20 protein-coding genes are annotated in these 18,715 nt (G+C 40.0%); 12 read left to right on the top strand and 8 right to left on the bottom strand.

Annotation, left to right across the window (positions count from 1 at the left end; all coding sequences use genetic code 11):
- The first annotated feature begins 65 nt into the window (after window positions 1–65).
- From QRN39_RS13615 to QRN39_RS13605, 3 genes are read left to right on the top strand one after another with little or no spacing between them, the layout of a single operon-like run.
- Window positions 66–932 (top strand): F0F1 ATP synthase subunit gamma, encoded by an 867-nt coding sequence (locus QRN39_RS13615; RefSeq protein WP_003214656.1) that lies wholly within the window; start codon window positions 66–68, stop codon window positions 930–932.
- 24 nt (window positions 933–956) lie between these two features.
- Window positions 957–2,378 carry a F0F1 ATP synthase subunit beta gene (gene atpD, locus QRN39_RS13610; protein ID WP_034660283.1) on the top strand — a complete coding sequence of 474 codons (1,422 nt, stop codon included), beginning with the start codon at window positions 957–959 and terminating at the stop codon, window positions 2,376–2,378.
- Between the two features lie 24 nt (window positions 2,379–2,402).
- Window positions 2,403–2,798, top strand: coding sequence for a F0F1 ATP synthase subunit epsilon (locus QRN39_RS13605; protein ID WP_003214592.1), 396 nt, complete (start codon window positions 2,403–2,405; stop codon window positions 2,796–2,798).
- Window positions 2,799–2,840: 42 nt separating this feature from the next.
- On the opposite strand, the gene QRN39_RS13600 is transcribed toward QRN39_RS13605, so the two are convergent.
- The gene (locus QRN39_RS13600; protein WP_372706098.1) at window positions 2,841–3,347 is read right to left on the bottom strand and encodes a hypothetical protein; all 507 of its coding nucleotides are present in this window, start codon (window positions 3,345–3,347) and stop codon (window positions 2,841–2,843) included.
- A gap of 137 nt (window positions 3,348–3,484) precedes the next feature.
- On the opposite strand from QRN39_RS13600, the gene QRN39_RS13595 reads away from it, so the two are divergent.
- The 6 genes from QRN39_RS13595 (at window position 3,485) to QRN39_RS13570 (ending at window position 8,985) form a co-directional block, all read left to right on the top strand.
- On the top strand, window positions 3,485–3,715 hold the full coding sequence (locus tag QRN39_RS13595; protein WP_284907423.1) for a DUF1146 family protein: 231 nt from the start codon (window positions 3,485–3,487) through the stop codon (window positions 3,713–3,715).
- Between the two features lie 128 nt (window positions 3,716–3,843).
- Window positions 3,844–4,578, top strand: a complete 735-nt coding sequence (locus QRN39_RS13590; RefSeq protein ID WP_212045629.1) for a YwmB family TATA-box binding protein — start codon at window positions 3,844–3,846, stop codon at window positions 4,576–4,578.
- 32 nt (window positions 4,579–4,610) lie between these two features.
- Entirely contained in the window at window positions 4,611–5,918 is a 1,308-nt protein-coding gene (murA, locus tag QRN39_RS13585; protein WP_003214862.1) for a UDP-N-acetylglucosamine 1-carboxyvinyltransferase, read from the top strand.
- 256 nt (window positions 5,919–6,174) lie between these two features.
- Window positions 6,175–7,200 carry a stage II sporulation protein D gene (gene spoIID / locus QRN39_RS13580; RefSeq protein WP_044140138.1) on the top strand — a complete coding sequence of 342 codons (1,026 nt, stop codon included), beginning with the start codon at window positions 6,175–6,177 and terminating at the stop codon, window positions 7,198–7,200.
- 326 nt (window positions 7,201–7,526) lie between these two features.
- Window positions 7,527–8,225, top strand: a complete 699-nt coding sequence (locus tag QRN39_RS13575; protein ID WP_284907581.1) for a VWA domain-containing protein — start codon at window positions 7,527–7,529, stop codon at window positions 8,223–8,225.
- An 82-nt stretch (window positions 8,226–8,307) separates the two neighbouring features.
- Window positions 8,308–8,985 (top strand): VWA domain-containing protein, encoded by a 678-nt coding sequence (locus QRN39_RS13570; RefSeq protein ID WP_284907421.1) that lies wholly within the window; start codon window positions 8,308–8,310, stop codon window positions 8,983–8,985.
- 52 nt (window positions 8,986–9,037) lie between these two features.
- Here the strand turns inward: QRN39_RS13570 and QRN39_RS13565 are convergent, their stop codons facing one another.
- Window positions 9,038–11,386: an FdhF/YdeP family oxidoreductase gene (locus QRN39_RS13565; RefSeq protein ID WP_284907420.1), complete on the bottom strand. Its 2,349-nt coding sequence runs from the start codon at window positions 11,384–11,386 to the stop codon at window positions 9,038–9,040.
- An 82-nt stretch (window positions 11,387–11,468) separates the two neighbouring features.
- On the bottom strand, window positions 11,469–12,734 hold the full coding sequence (locus QRN39_RS13560) for an L-lactate MFS transporter (RefSeq protein ID WP_251190699.1): 1,266 nt from the start codon (window positions 12,732–12,734) through the stop codon (window positions 11,469–11,471).
- Between the two features lie 135 nt (window positions 12,735–12,869).
- Here QRN39_RS13560 and fdhD point away from each other — a divergent pair, with 135 nt between their 5' ends.
- On the top strand, window positions 12,870–13,658 hold the full coding sequence (fdhD, locus tag QRN39_RS13555; RefSeq protein WP_251190700.1) for a formate dehydrogenase accessory sulfurtransferase FdhD: 789 nt from the start codon (window positions 12,870–12,872) through the stop codon (window positions 13,656–13,658).
- A 10-nt stretch (window positions 13,659–13,668) separates the two neighbouring features.
- The gene (gene moaA, locus QRN39_RS13550; protein ID WP_050944432.1) at window positions 13,669–14,676 is read left to right on the top strand and encodes a GTP 3',8-cyclase MoaA; all 1,008 of its coding nucleotides are present in this window, start codon (window positions 13,669–13,671) and stop codon (window positions 14,674–14,676) included.
- Between the two features lie 253 nt (window positions 14,677–14,929).
- Here the strand turns inward: moaA and rpsN are convergent, their stop codons facing one another.
- From rpsN to QRN39_RS13530, 4 genes are all read right to left on the bottom strand, one after another.
- Window positions 14,930–15,199, bottom strand: a complete 270-nt coding sequence (rpsN, locus tag QRN39_RS13545) for a 30S ribosomal protein S14 (RefSeq protein WP_003215208.1) — start codon at window positions 15,197–15,199, stop codon at window positions 14,930–14,932.
- 16 nt (window positions 15,200–15,215) lie between these two features.
- A complete protein-coding gene (locus tag QRN39_RS13540) occupies window positions 15,216–16,412 on the bottom strand; it encodes a GTP-binding protein (protein WP_050944430.1) in 1,197 nt (398 codons plus the stop codon).
- 81 nt (window positions 16,413–16,493) lie between these two features.
- Window positions 16,494–16,643 (bottom strand): 50S ribosomal protein L33, encoded by a 150-nt coding sequence (gene rpmG, locus QRN39_RS13535; RefSeq protein ID WP_003214771.1) that lies wholly within the window; start codon window positions 16,641–16,643, stop codon window positions 16,494–16,496.
- A 144-nt stretch (window positions 16,644–16,787) separates the two neighbouring features.
- Window positions 16,788–17,210 carry a DUF5362 family protein gene (locus QRN39_RS13530; protein ID WP_050944429.1) on the bottom strand — a complete coding sequence of 141 codons (423 nt, stop codon included), beginning with the start codon at window positions 17,208–17,210 and terminating at the stop codon, window positions 16,788–16,790.
- Between the two features lie 526 nt (window positions 17,211–17,736).
- Here QRN39_RS13530 and QRN39_RS13525 point away from each other — a divergent pair.
- Window positions 17,737–18,141 carry a hypothetical protein gene (locus tag QRN39_RS13525; RefSeq protein ID WP_003214610.1) on the top strand — a complete coding sequence of 135 codons (405 nt, stop codon included), beginning with the start codon at window positions 17,737–17,739 and terminating at the stop codon, window positions 18,139–18,141.
- A 45-nt stretch (window positions 18,142–18,186) separates the two neighbouring features.
- Here QRN39_RS13525 and QRN39_RS13520 read toward each other — a convergent pair whose 3' ends face one another.
- Window positions 18,187–18,696: a hypothetical protein gene (locus QRN39_RS13520; RefSeq protein ID WP_284907419.1), complete on the bottom strand. Its 510-nt coding sequence runs from the start codon at window positions 18,694–18,696 to the stop codon at window positions 18,187–18,189.
- Between the last annotated feature and the right edge of the window lie 19 nt (window positions 18,697–18,715).

Below are 18,715 nucleotides of genomic sequence, written 5' to 3'. Positions count from 1 at the left end.
AGATTCTCTTTTTCTCTCTTTTCACGTAAATGAACACGGATTCCTGAAAAAAGGTGGTGAAATCTTTGGCCTCATTACGCGATATAAAGTCAAGGATCACGTCAACGAAAAAATCGAGTCAGATCACAAAAGCGATGCAAATGGTATCAGCTGCGAAACTGAATCGTGCTGAAAACAATGCGAAGTCTTTTGTTCCCTACATGGAAAAAATCCAGGAAGTCGTTGCTGCAATCGCAACTGGAACAAGTGCTAAGCACCCAATGCTTCTTTCAAGACCTGTCAAGAAAACAGGGTATCTCGTCATTACATCTGATCGAGGACTTGCAGGACCTTTTAACAGCTCGATTTTGCGTGCCGCTTACCAAACCATTCAATCTCGTCATCAATCTGCTGATGAATATGCGGTGATTGTGATTGGTAAAATCGGACGCGACTTCTTCAAAAAGCGCGGTATTCCTGTTATTTCTGAAGTCACAGGGCTTGGAGACGAAGTAGCGTTTGCTGATATTAAAGAATTAGCAAGCAGTACAGTTCAAATGTTCTCTGATGAAGCGTTTGACGAACTTTACATGTTCTACAACCACTTTGTCAGTGCCATTTCACAAGAAGTAACAGAGAAGAAATTATTGCCGCTAACGGACATTTCGGCCGCAGCGACACCCAATAAACGTTCCGCATCTTATGAGTTTGAGCCTTCTGAAGAAGAAATTCTTGAAGTTCTCCTTCCTCAATATGCAGAGAGTTTGATTTTCGGTGCGCTTCTTGACAGCAAAGCAAGTGAACATGCTGCAAGAATGACAGCAATGAAGAGTGCAACAGACAACGCAAAGGAATTGATCGACGGCCTGACACTCTCTTACAACCGTGCTCGTCAAGCAGCGATTACACAAGAGATTACAGAAATTGTCGGCGGAGCAGCTGCCTTAGAATAGAAATAATTGTCAGGAGGGAATGCAATGAAAACAGGACGCATCAGTCAGATCATGGGACCAGTCGTAGACGTTCATTTTGAAGACGGTCACTTGCCTGAGATTTATAATGCGATCAGAGTTTCGCATAAAGCGGAAAGTGAAAGTGAAGTTACGATCGACTTAACTTTAGAAGTAGCACTACATTTAGGTGATAATACAGTCAGAACCATCGCAATGGCATCAACAGATGGTGTGAAGCGCGGTATGGAAGCTGTAGACCTTGGAAAACCAATTTCAGTACCAGTTGGTAACGTAACACTTGGACGCGTATTCAACGTACTGGGAGATAATATTGACTTAGATGAGCCACTTGGTGTGGAAGCTCAAAGAGATCCAATCCACAGACAAGCGCCTTCTTTTGATCAACTTTCTACAGAAGTTGAAATTCTTGAAACGGGTATTAAAGTTGTTGACCTTCTTGCTCCTTACATCAAGGGCGGAAAGATCGGTCTATTCGGTGGAGCCGGTGTAGGTAAAACCGTTCTGATTCAAGAATTGATCAACAACATCGCACAAGAACACGGCGGTATTTCTGTATTCGCTGGTGTTGGAGAGCGTACACGTGAAGGAAACGACCTTTACTACGAAATGAAAGATTCTGGCGTTATCGAAAAAACAGCCATGGTCTTCGGTCAAATGAACGAGCCACCAGGTGCACGTATGCGTGTTGCCCTAACTGGTTTGACAATGGCAGAGCATTTCCGTGATGAACTAGGTCAAGACGTATTGTTCTTCATCGATAACATCTATCGCTTTACACAAGCAGGTTCTGAAGTATCAGCCCTTCTTGGACGTATGCCTTCAGCGGTAGGTTATCAGCCGACACTTGCAACAGAAATGGGTCAGCTGCAAGAGCGTATCACGTCTACAAACGTAGGATCGGTTACATCGATTCAAGCGATCTATGTACCTGCGGATGACTACACGGATCCAGCTCCAGCAACAACGTTCGCTCACCTTGATGCAACGACAAACCTTGAGCGTAAGCTGACTGAAATGGGTATTTACCCAGCGGTTGATCCTCTTGCTTCAACATCTCGTGCACTTGCACCTGAGATCGTTGGCGAAGAGCACTATGCCATTGCGCGTGAAGTGCAGCAAACATTGCAGCGTTATAAAGAACTACAAGATATCATTGCCATTTTAGGTATGGATGAATTATCAGAGGACGATAAGCTTGTGGTACACAGAGCGCGTCGTGTTCAATTCTTCCTATCTCAAAACTTCCACGTAGCAGAGCAGTTCACTGGCCAAAAAGGTTCTTACGTGCCATTGAAAGAAACTGTTAAAGGCTTCAAGGAAATCTTATCTGGTAAATACGATCACCTTCCAGAAGATGCATTCCGCTTAGTTGGACGCATTGAAGAAGTGGTTGAAAAAGCCAAAGAGATGGGTGTAGAGGCCTAATCTGGTCCTTAGGAGGGTAAAAGCATGAAGACCGTTCAAGTCAATATCGTTACTCCCGACGGCCCAGTGTATCAAGCGGATGTGGAAATGGTCAGTGTCAGAGCAGAAAGCGGTGAGCTTGGTATTTTAGCTGGCCACGTTCCAATGGTTGCTCCGCTAAAAATCGGTGCAGTTCGCTTAAAACATAGTGGATCAACTGAATTGGTTGCAGTCAGTGGCGGATTTGTTGAAGTCCGCCCTGAACAAGTAACCATTCTTGCTCAGGCCGCTGAAACATCAGATAAAGTTGATGTCGATCGTGCGAAATCAGCGAAACAGCGTGCTGAAGAGCATTTGAACCACCCGAATGAAAGTGATGTACGCCGGGCGGAACTCGCATTAAAACGGGCGTTAAACCGTTTAAATGTAGCAGGGAAATAAAACAGAAAATCCTTCTTATCACAATGATAAGAAGGATTTTTTTTAGAATGACATGAGGGATTGGTACATTGACACATACGGGTGAGAATCCTGTTTTTCAAGATATAAGTGCTCGCAAAACTGCGTACTATGCCACGTTTTATTGTGCCGGCGCAAACCCAGCGTATATTGATGCGGAGAGTCCATATAAGGACGTACCACCCAGTCAGCATCAGAATGATGACGGAGGACAACCTCTCCCATATATACACTCATCATCGCTTCTAATGCATCTATTGGCATTTTCCACTCAGCAAACAACTGCTTGGTAAATGCATCAAAGTAAAGTGTTTCTAACTGATACAGGCTCTCCTCAGAATAATCCAAAGAAATGTTATGAAAATGACACAATTGCGCCAATTCTTCTAGCTGTGTCTGTCTATAATCAAAGTAGAAAGCAATGGCCTCCCATTCATGATCAAATGAGGGAACCAGTTCTCCGTACAAATCAACAAAGTCAGGAAAAGAATCTTTCAATATGTTCAGCTCCTTCCACACGCAGTATATCATCTCCTTGGCACCAGGATAAGAGGGGATTTACTCTAAATGTAGCTCTTTTTTCCAAATGATTCATCTTTCCGATTTTCGAGGATATAATGAAAGGGAGTTTTCCTTTACAGAAATAAATATAAGGAGGATTCAACTGTATGGAAGACGTAGGACAACAAGCAATTGTTAGTATTGTGATCCACCTGTTTTTTATTGCGATTACATGGTGGACATTGCTTGCCGTTAATATTGACCCACTGATTAAAAAAGGGAAAATCATTCAGGCAAGATTGCTGATGATGCTCATTACCATTGCTATTGCATCTGCAGTCAGCAATTTCTTCCTTGATTACTTAAATTTCTCCAAACAAATACCTTATATGTTCTAACATAAAAGGTTTGGTCACTGCCTTATGCGGGAACGTAAAAAGAAGTGTCAAAAGTATGGCCTTTGATGACTTTTCCACGTATGCATAGACCTCCTTGCGGCAACACTTGTAGCAAGGGGGAATGACAAGTGAGAAAGTATGTAAAAGGTTGGCCATTATTTGCGTTTATTCTTTTTTTTGTTCTGATGATTCAAGGTGTTCGTGCGGAAGAATCTTCTCCGCTCGTCCAAATAGCAGAAGGTTTGAAAAGCCAGCAAATTGAAGTAGATGGATGGACTCTTCACGCCAAAACAAATGTAGACATTTCATCCGAACAATTTTCAAAAAAAGTGAAACGTTTGAGAGACGAACTACGACAGTATGAGTGGACCGAAAAAGAAGAAGAACATGTCACCAAAGTCACAGGAATTTACAAAGATGAAAAAAATGATACATTATCGAAAATTTTACTCGTGAAGACCGACACAAAATCCAATCAAAAGTCGTATTTATTATATGAGCAAAAAGGTGCTCGCCCACTGAATACCTGGAAGCATACATATGATCAGTTCGTACGTCATGCAAAAAGCATATTACAAGAGAAATTTGTAATTTTTACTTGTCTCGATGGTCATGTAAATGGTATGATGGATGTTGTTTTGCAAAAAAAGGCTGAAATGTTAGCAAATGAATTTCAAGCAAAACCAGTTGAGTATCTCGTTGAGTCTAATTTTGTGTCGCTTTCCGCTTACACAGATAAGTGGGAACAGTTCATTATGACTTCAAATGATAAAATGAATGTTCAAATTGCCATCAGAAGTTCGGAAATGAACGAAAATCATACGATTACGGTTGGCACACCAATCGTAACGACTGAATATTAATATAGAGAATTTGGGACGCGGAGGGGAAGACCTTGGAAAAAATCATCGTCCGCGGCGGTCAAAAGTTAAACGGCACAGTTAAAGTAGAAGGAGCAAAAAATGCCGTTTTACCAGTTATCGCTGCATCTTTGTTAGCAAGTACAGAAAAAAGCGTAATTTGTGATGTACCTACGCTCTCCGATGTATATACAATCAATGAAGTGTTACGTCATTTAGGAGCAGAAGTACATTTTGAAAATAACGAAGTATCAGTGGATGCATCTCATGCACTAGAAACTGAGGCTCCGTTTGAGTATGTCCGTAAAATGCGAGCGTCTGTGCTCGTCATGGGACCACTTTTAGCAAGAACAGGTCATGCAAGAGTTGCATTACCTGGAGGCTGTGCGATTGGTTCAAGACCAATTGACCAGCATTTAAAAGGCTTTGAAGCAATGGGAGCTAAAATTCAAGTAGGAAATGGTTTCATCGAGGCTGAAGTTCAAGGCCGTTTAAAAGGTGCGAAAATCTATTTGGATTTCCCAAGTGTTGGCGCAACTGAAAACATCATTATGGCAGCAGCATTAGCTGAAGGAACAACGATTTTAGAAAACGTAGCAAAAGAACCTGAAATTGTTGATTTGGCAAACTACATCAATGCCATGGGTGGTAAGGTTCGCGGAGCTGGTACTGGTACAATCAAAATCGAAGGTGTGGAAACACTTCACGGTGCAAAACACAACATCATCCCTGACAGAATTGAAGCAGGTACTTTCATGGTGGCAGCAGCCATTACAGAAGGAAATGTTCTTGTGAAAGGCGCAGTGCCGGAGCACATGACATCACTTGTAGCAAAAATGGAAGAAATGGGTATTCAGATCATTGAAGAAGAAGAAGGTTTAAGAGTCATTGGACCATCTGAGCTCAAGCCAATCGATCTAAAAACAATGCCACATCCTGGTTTCCCAACGGATATGCAATCTCAGATGATGGCGCTATTGCTTCGTGCGAACGGAACAAGCATGATCACAGAAACGGTATTTGAAAACCGCTTTATGCATGCAGAAGAATTCCGCCGTATGAATGGTGATATTAAAATTGAGGGTCGCTCTGTCATTATCAACGGGCCGGTTCAACTTCAAGGTGCTGAAGTGTCAGCGACTGATTTAAGAGCAGGAGCAGCACTTGTACTTGCTGGATTAGTAGCAGAAGGTCATACACGTGTCACTGAGTTGAAGCATATCGATCGTGGTTATGTGAACTTCCACCAGAAGCTTGCAGCAATCGGTGCAGATATTGAAAGAGTAAATGATGAAACAGCAGATGTGACACAAGAACAAGTTGTATCAGATCTGAACGCGTAATCATAAAGAAATCAGTGTGTCCATTGGGGCATGCTGATTTTTTTTAAGAATCATAGAATGCTTTATTTTAAAAGCTTATCACTAGTGTATCCAACCATCTTAAATTTTATTCATAAAGACGAACAGTAAAATCAGTTGATAAAGAGCCTCTTATCTTCATCAAAAGACTTGTCCACTGAATGAAAGAAGCTGTCATATTAGCTTGTCCCCGACCATAGGATAAAAGAGATTCAATGACAAATGGGGGCAGCCAAATATGAAACCAATGATATGGACAATCGCAGGAATATGCATCATTATTTTAATGATTCCAACTTTACTTGTGTTGCCGACGTTTCAAGGGAAACCGGAGGCAAGCCAGCATGTATCAGCGGAGCCATCAGTTAAAAAAGAAGTAAAGGGTACAGTCAAATTGAAGCAATCACCCGTCGCTATCCCCGTCTATCGTTCAGCTCATCAGCAGGTAGAAAACATCCCCTTAGAAGAGTATGTGATTGGTGTCGTAGCATCTGAAATGCCAGCTGATTTTGAGATGGAAGCACTTAAGGCACAGGCACTCGCCGCAAGAACGTATATCGTCAGACAAATGATCATCGATAAGACCGTCAAATCACCAAAGGGCTCTCTTGTAGATGATACCCAAATGTTCCAAGTGTATAAAAACAAGCAGGAACTCAAGAAAATTTGGGGAAAAGCGTACAATTGGAAGTTAAAAAAAGTCACAGAAGCTGTCGCCAGCACACAAGGAAAAGTGCTTACTTATGACGAGAAACCAATTGATGCCTCATTCTTTTCAACAAGTAACGGGAAAACAGAAAATGCTGAAGCTTATTGGAAAAACGAAATCCCATATTTGAAAAGTGTCTCAAGTAAATGGGACGAAAAATCGCCAAAATTTCAAAACAAGAAAACCATCCCAGTTAGTGAATTTCAGCAAAAATTAGGTGTGACGCTCACTCAACAGGCTCAGGTAGGACAGATAGTAGAGCGGACACCAGGAAATCAAGTAGCAAAAGCCGTAATAAACGGTAAAACATTGACAGGCAGAGACATTCGAGAGTCATTAGGACTTCATTCAGCAGACTTTACATGGGAACGACAGGGCCAGCAAATTATCATTACGACAAAAGGGTATGGCCATGGTGTTGGAATGAGTCAGTACGGTGCGCATTATATGGCACAGTCAGGCAAAAAAGTAGATGCTATCGTGAAACATTATTATAAAGGGATTCAAATTGAATCAGCAGATCGTTTTCTTAACACGTATATGGCTAAAAAATAAAGCAAAGGTGCCTCCAGAATAGGGGCATCTTTTTTGTGTGTTCCAAGAGTTTTGAACAGAATGTGTCAATTTGCGACTTAAGACGCACCTCAGGAAATCCTAAACATTTACGTCCCGACAAGAACCGATGGCCGATACAAAGCCCCTCGAAAGAAGGAGAAAACAAGAGAAAAAATGATGTGTTGGGTGAATGTATCTAGACAACTGACAGATTTTTAGTGATTTTGATGAAAGAGAAAAAGGGACCGAGTCCTATACCATTCCAAGACAGAATATTTTACGATTAAGATGTTTCAATTTAATACATAGGGAGGAAGGAAAAAATGATGTTGAAAAAAGTATTTACACTCGTAACCTTAGCTGTATTGACATTATCTATGTCGATCTCTTCACCTGTATTTGCAAAAGCATCTACAGTCAAAAAACATAACAAAGATGTAAGAATCACCATCTTACTTGATGCAAGTGGAAGCATGGCAAGAAAAGTAGAGGGAGAACGCAAATTTGACCTCGCAAAACAAGAGGTATTTAAATTTGCTCAGTCACTTCCAAAAGACGCTAAAATTCGTATGAGCTTGTTTGGCTCTGAAGGAAACAACAAAAATTCAGGTAAAGCTCAATCATGTGAAGTCATTAGAGGCGTTTATGGCGTACAGCCTTACGAAAAAGAAAGCTTTGAAAACTCTTTAAACGGACTTGGACCAAATGGCTGGACACCGATTGCTCGTGCTCTTGAACATGCAAAGCAAGCGGATGAGCAGCTTAATAATGGAACAAAACATATTGTGTACCTCATCACTGATGGCGAAGAAACTTGTGGCGGAGATCCAGTAAAAGTAGCAAAAGAATTGCATAACTCAAAAGGTTCGACTGTTGTTAATGTCATTGGATTAGACTTTAATGATGGCTATGAAGGTCAATTAAAGCAAGTAGCCAAAGCTGGTAAAGGCCATTACTACCAAGCAAGCACTGGTAAAGAAATGGGTTCTATCCTGTCAGCAGAATCATTAAAACTACACGAATAACTTGCTGAACAAAAGGGAAACGATTGATGTATGCTTTCGTTTCTCTTTTTCTGTACAAATGTAAAAAGGGAGGTTTTTATGAATGAAACGCAATATCGTATTAACCATTTTGGCTAGTCTTGTCCTGTTTCTTTCTTCACCAGCTCATGCTGTGACAAAAAAACAGGGGCCGGCTCATGTGGTGATATTACTCGATCTAAGCGGCAGCATGGCGCAATCAGTTGAAGGCGAAAAGAAAATCGATATCGCCAAACGTTCTATTCAAAGCTTCGCAAGTATTTTATCAGATGATACACAAGTTCTTCTTCGTGTGTTTGGTCATGAAGGAACCAATAAAAATGCTGGAAAAGCAATTTCTTGTGAAAGCTCTGAAGCCGTTTATGGATTTGGTTCATATGAGTCATCAACATTTCAGCAAGCGCTGAATGTGTATAAGCCAACCGGATGGACACCACTTGCAAAAGCATTAACAGATACGAAGCAAGATTTTGAAGATCACCAGGCTGAAGGGAAAAATATTGTCTACGTCGTCAGCGATGGTAAAGAAACTTGTGGAGGAAGCCCTTCACAAGCAGCAAAGGAATTACATGAAGGTGGAATTGACACCATTGTTAATATCATCGGCTTTGACGTGAATGAAAAAGAAGCCAAAAGTCTAAAGTCTGTTGCAAAAGCAGGCGGTGGACAATATCAACTGGCTGCAAATGCCGAAGAATTGAATTACATTCTACAAAATGCAGCGAGCACTTTTAGTCAGTAGGATATGAATGGGAGCTGGGGATTGTTTTCCCCAGCTGTTTTTTAGTTGAAGATCAATTCAAGGTGGTTTCTAATTCATCAATTCGTTTCTCCACGTAGTGCTGGTCTTTTCTTGCATGAAAGGTTTCGGCTTTTTCTAATATGGCCGCCGTATTATATTCGGGAATCTGTGAGTAGCTCTCATACACACCCTTTGGAATTAAAACGTTCCCTTCAGGCCAGTAAACAGCGATATTGCCACGTTTCAACTCCCCAAATTGAGCGACTCCTTGGTAGGATCCATACTGATTAAACAAAACAACTGGATCACCTTCTTTGACATAAAGCTCTTTAGCATCTTCTTCATTCATCAAGATGGAATGACGTTTCCCACCATTAAAGGCATCCTTTTCACTATAGATCATGGAGTTGAATTGCTTTCCTCTTCTTGTCGTGATATTAAAATGTCCCTCGGTTTTTCGGTATTGAGGCAGCTGGGCAGGAAGAAGCTGTCCTTTGCCATCCGGTGTTGGACACTCTCCGTCTTCACATAGCCAGGCACCTCCCCATTGGAAAACGTCTCCTTTATGACGTAAATGCTGGATGCCATCATAGTTTCGATTTGCGATCGCAATCTCACGGCGAATGTCTTCAGCCGTTTCGAAATGAATCAGCTCAGCATCTTGTGGACGTACTCTTTTTGCAAGATCCATATAAATATCCCATTCTGCTCTGGCTTCCTCAATCCGAGGTCCTTCAATTTCTGGACTGAAATATACCATGCGTTCCGTACTAGTGGAAGTACCGCCTCCTGGCTGCTCATATCTTGTCATAGCAGGGAGAATAATTACCGTCTCTTCTGCCTCTACAAGTGTAGAGGTATTCAAAATGATATCTTGATGGACACGAAGTTCAAGCCCAGATAAAGCTTTTTCAATCGCATCTGGATTTGGCATCGTTTCTAAAAAGTTCCCGCCACTCGTAAACAGCATTTTGAGTTTTTGCGGATGTTCTTTAGGGAGAGCCATTTTCTCAAATGATTGCCCAATGGTGTCACCATGCCATTTCGGAATGTCAAACCCCCAAATCTTTTCGATTCTTTCAATATTCTCTTCATCAAAATCACTGCCCGGCAAAACAAACGGGTCAGCACCCATTTCACCAGAACCTTGAACACCGCTATGCCCGCGAATTGGCATGACACCACAATGTTTCCTGCCAATAAACCCACGTAACATAGCAAGGTTGGCAACCTGTGATATATTATCAGTTGCAAAGCGGTGCTGAGTAAGACCCATGCTCCAAATGAAAACGCCTGAATTGGCATTGGCAAGAAGGATCGCAAATTCCTTCATTCTTTCTTTTGATAAGCCTGATGATGCTTCAAGGTCTTCCCATTTCAACTGTGCGACATGCTGCTGTAAATCCTGTATGCCGGTAGTATGGGCTTGAATAAATTCATGATCAAGAGCGGAATGGGGCGCGTGCTGCTCCATGTCAAACCAATGTTTGATGACACCATTCATAAACGCAATATCGCCGCCTATATTGACTTGATAGAAATCATCAGCGATCTTTGTGCCGAATAAAGCACTTTCTGGAATAGAGGGAACCCAGTACTTTTCCATGGCAGGCTCTTTGTAAGGATTGATGACAATAATTTTGGTTCCTTTCTTTTTCGCCGCATACATATATTTAGTGGAAACGGGCTGATTGTTTGCTGCGACAGATCCCCAAAAAATTAAGACATCTGTTCCGATCCAATCGTTGTAATTACAGCTGGAGGCTCCTATCCCAAGGGATCGCTTAAGAGCGGTTTTGCTCGGTGAATGACAAATGCGAGACGCATTATCAATATGATTTGTCCCGATAAAGCGAGCTGCCTTCGCAGCGGTATAGTAGACTTCATTTGTAATTCCTCTAGCTGTTAAATAGAAAGCGAGCTGCCGTTTATCAATTGATTTGATTTTAGCTGTGATTTGATCTAATGCATCATCCCAGGAAATACGTGTAAAGGCATTGTCACCTTTTTTTCGAATCAGTGGATAAGGGATACGGCCAAGTTTGCGGAGAGTAGTGCTGTCCATTTGTTTGAGCTGTTGAATGTCTTCAAACCATTTTGGATCAATAGCTGGCATTGTATTAAGACGAAGTACATTTAGTCTTGTGGTGCATATATGAGGTCCTGCGAGCGTTTGGTCATATAGCCCTGAAACACCAAGGGCACAGCCGTCACACACGCCTTGCGTTAAAATGCGATATGCATAGGGGAGATTATCCTTGTTCTCCCAAGCCACTTTCATCGTATCTCGAATGTGTTTCGGCTTTACTTTTCCAAGTCCCATAGGCGCAAAAGAGGCCCATAGCTTTGGTGAGGGTTTTTTATTAAGCTTAATAGGCCCCTTATGTTTTGTTTTCCCCATGATATCATCACCCTCCTATTACTTTATAAAGCGTTCTCATATCTAAAAATTACCTTTAGATTGTGATTCTGTCAAATTCAAATTAAGGTCGGGATGAGACAGAAGCATCAGCAGTAAGGTTTGTTTCTCTAAGCTGCTGAATATCCTTCCGTATGAGAAGAGATATGATAAAAGCGATGAAAAATAAGCCAGAGAACACCATCAGACTCTGCGTGTAGTTACCTGTTATATCCCGGATAAAGGATGAAAATAAAGGTCCTGCTAAACCAGCAGCTGCCCAGGCTGTCAAAATATAACCGTGTATGGCACCAAGTTGTTTCGTGCCAAATAAATCCCCAATATAGGCTGGAATTGAGGCAAACCCTCCTCCATAGCACGTATAAATGATCGCCATCACGATTGAAAAGACGAGCGGTTCTTTTAAGTAGGGAAGTAAAGGAAAGGCAATGAGCTGGATACTAAAGAAGATTGTATATGTATTCGGCCTTCCGATATAATCTGAGAAGGAAGCCCAGCCAATCCGTCCTAAACCATTAAAAGCACCTAAAATGCCAACAAGGGTAGCTGCAGCACCAGCAGTGAATCCAACACTTTCTTGAGCAAGAGGCGATGCTACTGAAATAATGGCAATTCCGCATGTGATATTAATAAAGAGCATGAGCCACAAATAATAAAAACGTCGTGTTTTGATCGCTTCATTTGCTGTAAGCTGTGATAAATCCTGAGGGATTTTTCTTTGATTTGTTTTTAACACATCAAATTGTTTGACGTCATCAGGTGTTGGTGGTGATAAATAAAGAGATGAAATCACCATGATCATAAAATAGGAAATTCCAAGAATGTAAAAGGTATTTGCGATATCTACTTTTTCAATGAGATATTGGATAATTGGGCTGCAAATAAGAGACGCAAATCCAAAACCCATAATAGCTAAGCCGGTTGCAAGTCCTCTTCGGTCCGGAAACCATTTCACTAAAGTTGATACAGGTGCAATGTAGCCTACCCCTAATCCTATCCCAGCGAGTACACCATAAAATAAATAGAGGAGAGGGAGTGAGGATATGTGTACAGCGAATCCTGACCCTGTCATCCCGATACCGAAGAAAATGGCTGAGAAGAGCCCTGATGCCCTTGGGCCATATCTTTCAACGAAATGCCCCATGAAAGCAGCAGATAATCCTAAAAATAAAATAGCAATACTGAAGGTCAGGCTTATTTCTGTCAATGACCACTGAAAGGCCTGATGTAAAGGATTCGTAAAAACACTCCAAGCATAAACAGACCCAATAGATAAATGAATTCCTACAGCACTTGTTGCGATGAGCCAGCGATTTTTCGATTTATTCATTTTGTTCCCCCCCATATAAAGCAATCAAAAAGTTTGATAAGATAGAAATATGTTACATTTTTATGACTTTTTAAAATAATATCACAATTCGATTGGTTCATATAACTAAATTTGTGCTGAAAGGAAGATCATACAATGAATCCTTCTGTTAAAAAGAAACGAGTTATACACCAATACCGTGAAGGTCAATTTACTTGCAAAACAGATGAAGTTGTAGAAGAATTTCCTTTAACTGTGATCGTGAATGGAGAGGAATTTGTAACACTTGTTTGTTCACCAGATCATTTGAAAGAATTGGTGATCGGTTTTTTAGCTTCAGAAGGAGTCATTCGATTTGAAAATGAGATTAAAAGGTTTACAATAGATGAAAGTATGGGCTTTGCCTATGTTGATTTAGTTCACTCAAGCGGATTTCAGTCATCAGATTTTACTAAGCGGGTGATTGGTTCTTGCTGCGGGAAAGGGAGACACTTTTATTTTCTCCAAGATGTGAAAACAGCAAAAACAGCCATTGATCGAATCAACATTTCTGCTGAAACTTGTATGTGTCTAATGAAATGTTTACAAGAAGAAAGTCAATTGTTTCAACATACTGGTGGTGTGCATAATGCTGGATTGTGTGACACAGAAAAACTATTCATCACTAGAACTGATATTGGAAGACATAATGCTTTAGATAAAATCTATGGATACTGTTTACTTCATCGAATTCCGCTTAGAGATAAAATCCTTGTGTTTAGCGGCCGGATATCGTCAGAAGTTCTATTGAAGGCAGCAAAACTAGGAGTGTCGATCGTCATCTCAAAATCAGCACCAACTGAGCTGGCGCTTAATATGGCAGAAGAATTAAATATCACGACAGTTGGATTTGTCAGAGGAGAATCTTTTAATATATACACTCACCATCAGCGTATAACAGAATAGGAGGCAAAGTATGGACAGTATATTGGATAAGAGACATCGACCATTGCGCGATTTAAGAATCTCAGTAACAGATCGCTGTAACTTTAGATGTACGTACTGTATGCCTGCTGAAATTTTTGGACCAGATTATCCTTTTTTGAATAAAGAAGAACTGCTTAGTTTCGAAGAAATTGAACAGCTTGCTACCCTTTTTGCAAAGGACCTAGGTGTGGTGAAAATACGCATCACGGGTGGTGAACCCTTAATGCGAAAAGATTTGCCTATCTTAATAGAAAAGCTCTCAAAAATTCCAGGAATCGAAGATATTGCTATGACAACCAATGGAACGCTTTTACCTGTATATGCTGAAAAGTTAAAGAAAGCAGGTCTTCAAAGAGTCACCATTAGTTTGGATTCATTAAACCCTGACCGTTTTAAGCAAATGAACGGAAGGAATATTTCTATCCAAAAAGTGTTTGATGGGATTGAGGCTGCAAAAAAAGCTGGACTTGCTATTAAGATCAATATGGTTGTTCAAAAAGGTGTGAATGATCAGGATGTCTTACCAATGGCAGCTTACTTTAAAAAAGAAGGACATGTTCTCAGATTTATCGAGTTTATGGATGTCGGAAATACGAACAAATGGAATCTAGAGCATGTCATGACAAAGAAAGAGATTATTGGTCTAATTGATTCAACATTTCCCATCAAACCAGAACCTCCTCAATATCCAGGTGAAGTAGCCAACCGATTCTATTACCAAGATGGTTCAGGAGAGATAGGCATTATTTCTTCTGTTTCAGATGCCTTTTGTGGAACATGTAATAGAGCGAGACTTTCTGCTCGCGGTGAATTGTTTACATGTCTTTTTGCATCATCGGGTTTTGATCTGAAGCGGGTGATTCGCTCAACAAAAGATAATGAAGATATAAAGAACATATTGAAGGAACTATGGTCGAATAGAGATGATCAATATTCAGCTGAGAGAGAGCAGAAGAAAGATCAGAAAAAAGTTGAAATGTCATACATCGGTGGGTAGTGACAACAAAGTATCATGATCATGATTTTTTGAAAAGTAGAGAAAATGTCATAATCATTGTTGAAAATCCTTTTATAGAAATAGGTCTATTCATCTTAGAATCCTGTCATGATCAAAAACCAGCAGAAACTCTGCTGGTTTTTAAAATGTTATTTTGTGGCTCAAAAAGGTTGAGATATGCTTAGAAAATAGATTTTTCAACATTTTTTACTGCTTTACTTTTATGGGAGCTGTGATAAGATCAACTCAATCTTTACCAACTCGATTTTTTCACTCCTGGAATTTGGCCCTTATAGGCAAGCTCACGAAAAGCAATTCTAGACATTTTAAATTTTCGTAAGTAACCTCTAGGACGACCGGTTAACTCACAGCGGTTCTTTAAGCGAGTAGGGGAAGAGTCTCTAGGTAATTTCCTTAAAGCTTCATATTCACCTTTTTCTTTCAACTCTTTTCTTAATTCTGCATATTTCAATACAAGCTGCTGCCGCTTTTTTTCTTTAGCAATTTTAGATTTCTTTGCCACTTAAAACCCTCCTGGCTTAATGTTGGATTTTCCATTGAAAGGGGTCTTCAAACGTAGTCCATTCTTGATCAAATTCCTCAGGTGTGAGTAAGCATTGATCAAGTGTGCGAATGATATCTGCTTTAGGTAAATCTACGCCAATAAACACAAGTTTTGTATGCCTGTCACCAAATTCTGCGTCCCACTCATCAAGAAGCTCTGGTTCTTGCTTTAATATCTGTGCTTTTTCTTGCTCAGGCAAGGCAGCAATCCAGTAGGCAATTGGTTCAATCGCAACAGATTTTCCAGCCTGTGAAATTAAAATGGTTAAATCATGATGTGTGGCAAGCCATGTAAATCCTTTAGCGCGAACTATTTGCTCTGGCATCTGATCTAACCAATTATTTAACCTGCCAGTATGGAAGGGAAGTCTTCTTTCATAAACAAAGGATGAGATTTGGTATTCTTCTGTTTCTGGCGTATGCTGAGAATGCCCAGCGTTGATTTCTTTAATCCAGCCAGCAGAAGCACTGGACTTTTCAAAATCGAATAAACCAGTATTTAAAATGTCACTTGGCTTTACTTGCCCTTTTGAGGTTCTGATGATAGATGCTTCTGGTTGAAGTGTGGTCAGCACGTGCTCAAGTCGGTCTAATTCTGAGTTTGATACTAGATCACACTTATTGATAATCAACACATCGCAAAATTCAATTTGATCAATCAGTAAATCGGAAATTTCTCGTTCGTCATCATCGGAAACGGCTTGTTTACGGTCTAATAGACTTTCTCCTGACTGGAAGTCGGTCCAGAAACGGTTCGCATCTACAACAGTGACCATCGTGTCTAGCCGGCAAAAGCGCGTCAAATCTATCCCCATTTCTTCATCAATATAAGAGAAAGTTTGCGCGACTGGAATAGGTTCACTAATACCTGTTGACTCAATGACAATATAATCAATATGACCAGTCTTACATAGGCGCTCTACTTCTATTAACAAATCTTCTCTTAATGTGCAGCAAATACAACCATTAGATAATTCAACTAGCTTCTCATCTGATCGAGAGAGCTCACCGCCTTGTTTGATTAGTTCTGCATCAATATTAATTTCGCTCATGTCATTAACAATAACAGCTACTTTTAACCCTTTACGATTTTGTAGTACATGATTTAATATCGTTGTTTTTCCAGCTCCTAAAAAACCACTTAATACTGTAACGGGTATTCGCTTATTCATTTCCTTCTGTCCCTTTGCCAATGCTCATGTTCATTTCCGCCTCTCTTAAAAAGTAATGATTACGATTTGAAACCTAAAAAATTATTTTGTTTCTCTATGAAGGGTATATTTCTTTAACCGAGGAGAATATTTTTTTAACTCCAGTCGGTCCGGATTCGTTCTTTTATTCTTTGTTGTGATATAGTTTCTGTCACCAGTTTCAGTACAGGCTAAGGTAATTTTTACACGCATCGGTAATAGGAACCTCCTTTAATTCGTAATGGTTACGATTTGTATTTTAAAATGATCAAGATAGAATGTCAAGCTTAGAAGGGTAAAACGATGCCAAATATCAAACAAAAGGGGTATCAAATGTTCATTGATACCCCCTCTCCATTAATAAAAGTCACCAAGCTCTTCTTCGTATTCACCTTCGTAGTGCTGAATGTCACTAGGAATTTCTTGAAGAAATGCTAGACCGCCTAATACCAGCATCAGGATAATGGCGATGAATGATAGAATGGCTGCGACAATACTTGATATGGCAAATAGTGTCTGCATTTTCATCATCTTAGCATATTGTTCTAATAACTCTTCATAAGAAGTATCAGGAGCTTGAATTAATTGTTCCGCTGCGTTTACAGATTTTTGTACATGGATTCCCATCATAATGAGGAAGACGCCAAGGGCAGCAGGAAGAACAAGCCAAAAACCAATAAGAATAGCTAAGCCACCTGAAATATAGAGAAATATACTACCAACTTTTCCCCACTTTGTGATCGAATGAAGAGATTGAATGATTTTCTCAGTTTGTTGCAATGGTGTTCACTCCTTTATGTATTCACTCTTTATCATACTTGAGCAGGTAGTACTTTAGGAAGAGTGAATGTAGAACAATTTTAAAAATTTCTATCTTCACTTTACTATTTATGGATAAATAAATTATCTTCGAATAAGAAAAAAGTAACATTTACTATGAATTTTAACGACAATTTATGTCATAAATAAGATTAGTAGTTAAAAATAATTAGTAAAATTATCAAAATATGTTGTTAGTTGTCTTTTAATTGGTTATTATTGTGTTGTATTACCATAAAAATTGGAAGGTGGAATTCATATGTTAGATCGTTTCTTAAACAAAATGACCAATGTTCAACCTGCAGCTTCAAGATGTATTTTGCAAAAATTAGTCACTTCATGCAAATCAGCGCCAACTTGTTTCCTTCAAGGTGTTGGAACTTTCCGTTACTACGTGGATCGTGATACAGGTGAGATTTGTACTAGCCAAGAACGCATTAGATGTGGCTGCTAAATTCAAGGATTTTATTTAATAGGATGTGAACGCATGAGCATATCTTCAATTTCATTCTTAACAAATGCTATGCAGACGTCAAACAGTCGTCAAGCGAGTCAAACATCCAATTCTTTTTTAAACGAAGCAGCGAAAATTGTTCAAGGCGACCATTCTCCAGAAGAGAGAAAGGCATTATTTCAACAACTGACTCTAGTTCAGCAAGGAAAAGATTTAGAGCTTCATGTGTCTAAATTAAAGGAACTAGAGAAAGAGGTTCAAAAAGAATCGTCTTCTTCGTCCGTTACTGTGAATCAGCATGGTGACCAAGTAGATATTTCAAATGAGGCTCGCAGTGAGTTTGAACAAGCTGAGGAACAAGCCGCAGCTTCAAGTGAAGCGAGTGAAATCGCCGCAAGGGAAAAGGATCAGGATGTTCTGGCAGATCCAAACCAATAAAAAAATGAGGCGTGTGTTTGTTATCTTCACATGCCTCATTTATGTTTATTTTGCAGAAAACCTTGAATAAAGACCATCCGGAAAAGGGGCTGCATATGAGATTGTTTCATCTTCTTCTACCATGATGTAATATGGAAACTCTTCAATATGAAAGGCGCCTATCATTTGTTCGTCCACTGAGATAATTCGCATGCTGGTTTGGTTATCACGATATAATTCTTGATCCTCTTCTTTCCCATTCTTTAGCAAAATACTAAAAGAAATGTCTAATTGACGCTGCTTTTTCGTTTCTAGGAATTGTTCCAGTGATGGGATGCAATGCGGACATGCTGTGTCAGTGAATACAAGCAGCTGCTGCTTGTGATTGGTTTGCAGTAGATCATTTATTTGAATAGGTGATGGTTTTTCGAGTAGCGGATGAACAAATTTTTGTCCAACATGCTGGATCGGTAAGATGATTAATTCCATCTGGTGTTTTAAATAGATAATGATTCCGATCGTCAATAAAAGGCTACAAAGAATAAGAGTTAGCTGTAAAAGTAAGATTGAAGTCATCGTATATCGTCCTCTCAGA

The sequence above is a fragment of the Bacillus sp. lyk4-R2A-2 genome (genome assembly GCF_030209735.1).
In the GTDB taxonomy this organism is placed as follows: Bacteria; Bacillota; Bacilli; order Bacillales; family Bacillaceae; genus Bacillus; species Bacillus pumilus.
The sequence above is the reverse complement of the archived record's forward strand: the minus strand, read 5'-3'. Positions and strand labels throughout refer to the sequence as shown.

Excerpts from the sequence above, each read along its gene's own strand:
- atpD (WP_034660283.1), top strand. The coding sequence starts at position 957 with ATGAAAACAGGACGCATCAGTCAGATCATGGGACCAGTCGTAGACGTT.
- QRN39_RS13605 (WP_003214592.1), top strand. The coding sequence starts at position 2,403 with ATGAAGACCGTTCAAGTCAATATCGTTACTCCCGACGGCCCAGTGTAT.
- QRN39_RS13600 (WP_372706098.1), bottom strand. The coding sequence starts at position 3,347 with ATGATATACTGCGTGTGGAAGGAGCTGAACATATTGAAAGATTCTTTT.
- QRN39_RS13595 (WP_284907423.1), top strand. The coding sequence starts at position 3,485 with ATGGAAGACGTAGGACAACAAGCAATTGTTAGTATTGTGATCCACCTG.
- spoIID (WP_044140138.1), top strand. The coding sequence starts at position 6,175 with ATGAAACCAATGATATGGACAATCGCAGGAATATGCATCATTATTTTA.
- QRN39_RS13575 (WP_284907581.1), top strand. The coding sequence starts at position 7,527 with ATGTTGAAAAAAGTATTTACACTCGTAACCTTAGCTGTATTGACATTA.
- QRN39_RS13570 (WP_284907421.1), top strand. The coding sequence starts at position 8,308 with ATGAAACGCAATATCGTATTAACCATTTTGGCTAGTCTTGTCCTGTTT.
- QRN39_RS13565 (WP_284907420.1), bottom strand. The coding sequence starts at position 11,386 with ATGGGGAAAACAAAACATAAGGGGCCTATTAAGCTTAATAAAAAACCC.
- QRN39_RS13560 (WP_251190699.1), bottom strand. The coding sequence starts at position 12,734 with ATGAATAAATCGAAAAATCGCTGGCTCATCGCAACAAGTGCTGTAGGA.
- fdhD (WP_251190700.1), top strand. The coding sequence starts at position 12,870 with ATGAATCCTTCTGTTAAAAAGAAACGAGTTATACACCAATACCGTGAA.
- moaA (WP_050944432.1), top strand. The coding sequence starts at position 13,669 with ATGGACAGTATATTGGATAAGAGACATCGACCATTGCGCGATTTAAGA.
- QRN39_RS13540 (WP_050944430.1), bottom strand. The coding sequence starts at position 16,412 with ATGAATAAGCGAATACCCGTTACAGTATTAAGTGGTTTTTTAGGAGCT.
- rpmG (WP_003214771.1), bottom strand. The coding sequence starts at position 16,643 with ATGCGTGTAAAAATTACCTTAGCCTGTACTGAAACTGGTGACAGAAAC.
- QRN39_RS13525 (WP_003214610.1), top strand. The coding sequence starts at position 17,737 with ATGAGCATATCTTCAATTTCATTCTTAACAAATGCTATGCAGACGTCA.
- QRN39_RS13520 (WP_284907419.1), bottom strand. The coding sequence starts at position 18,696 with ATGACTTCAATCTTACTTTTACAGCTAACTCTTATTCTTTGTAGCCTT.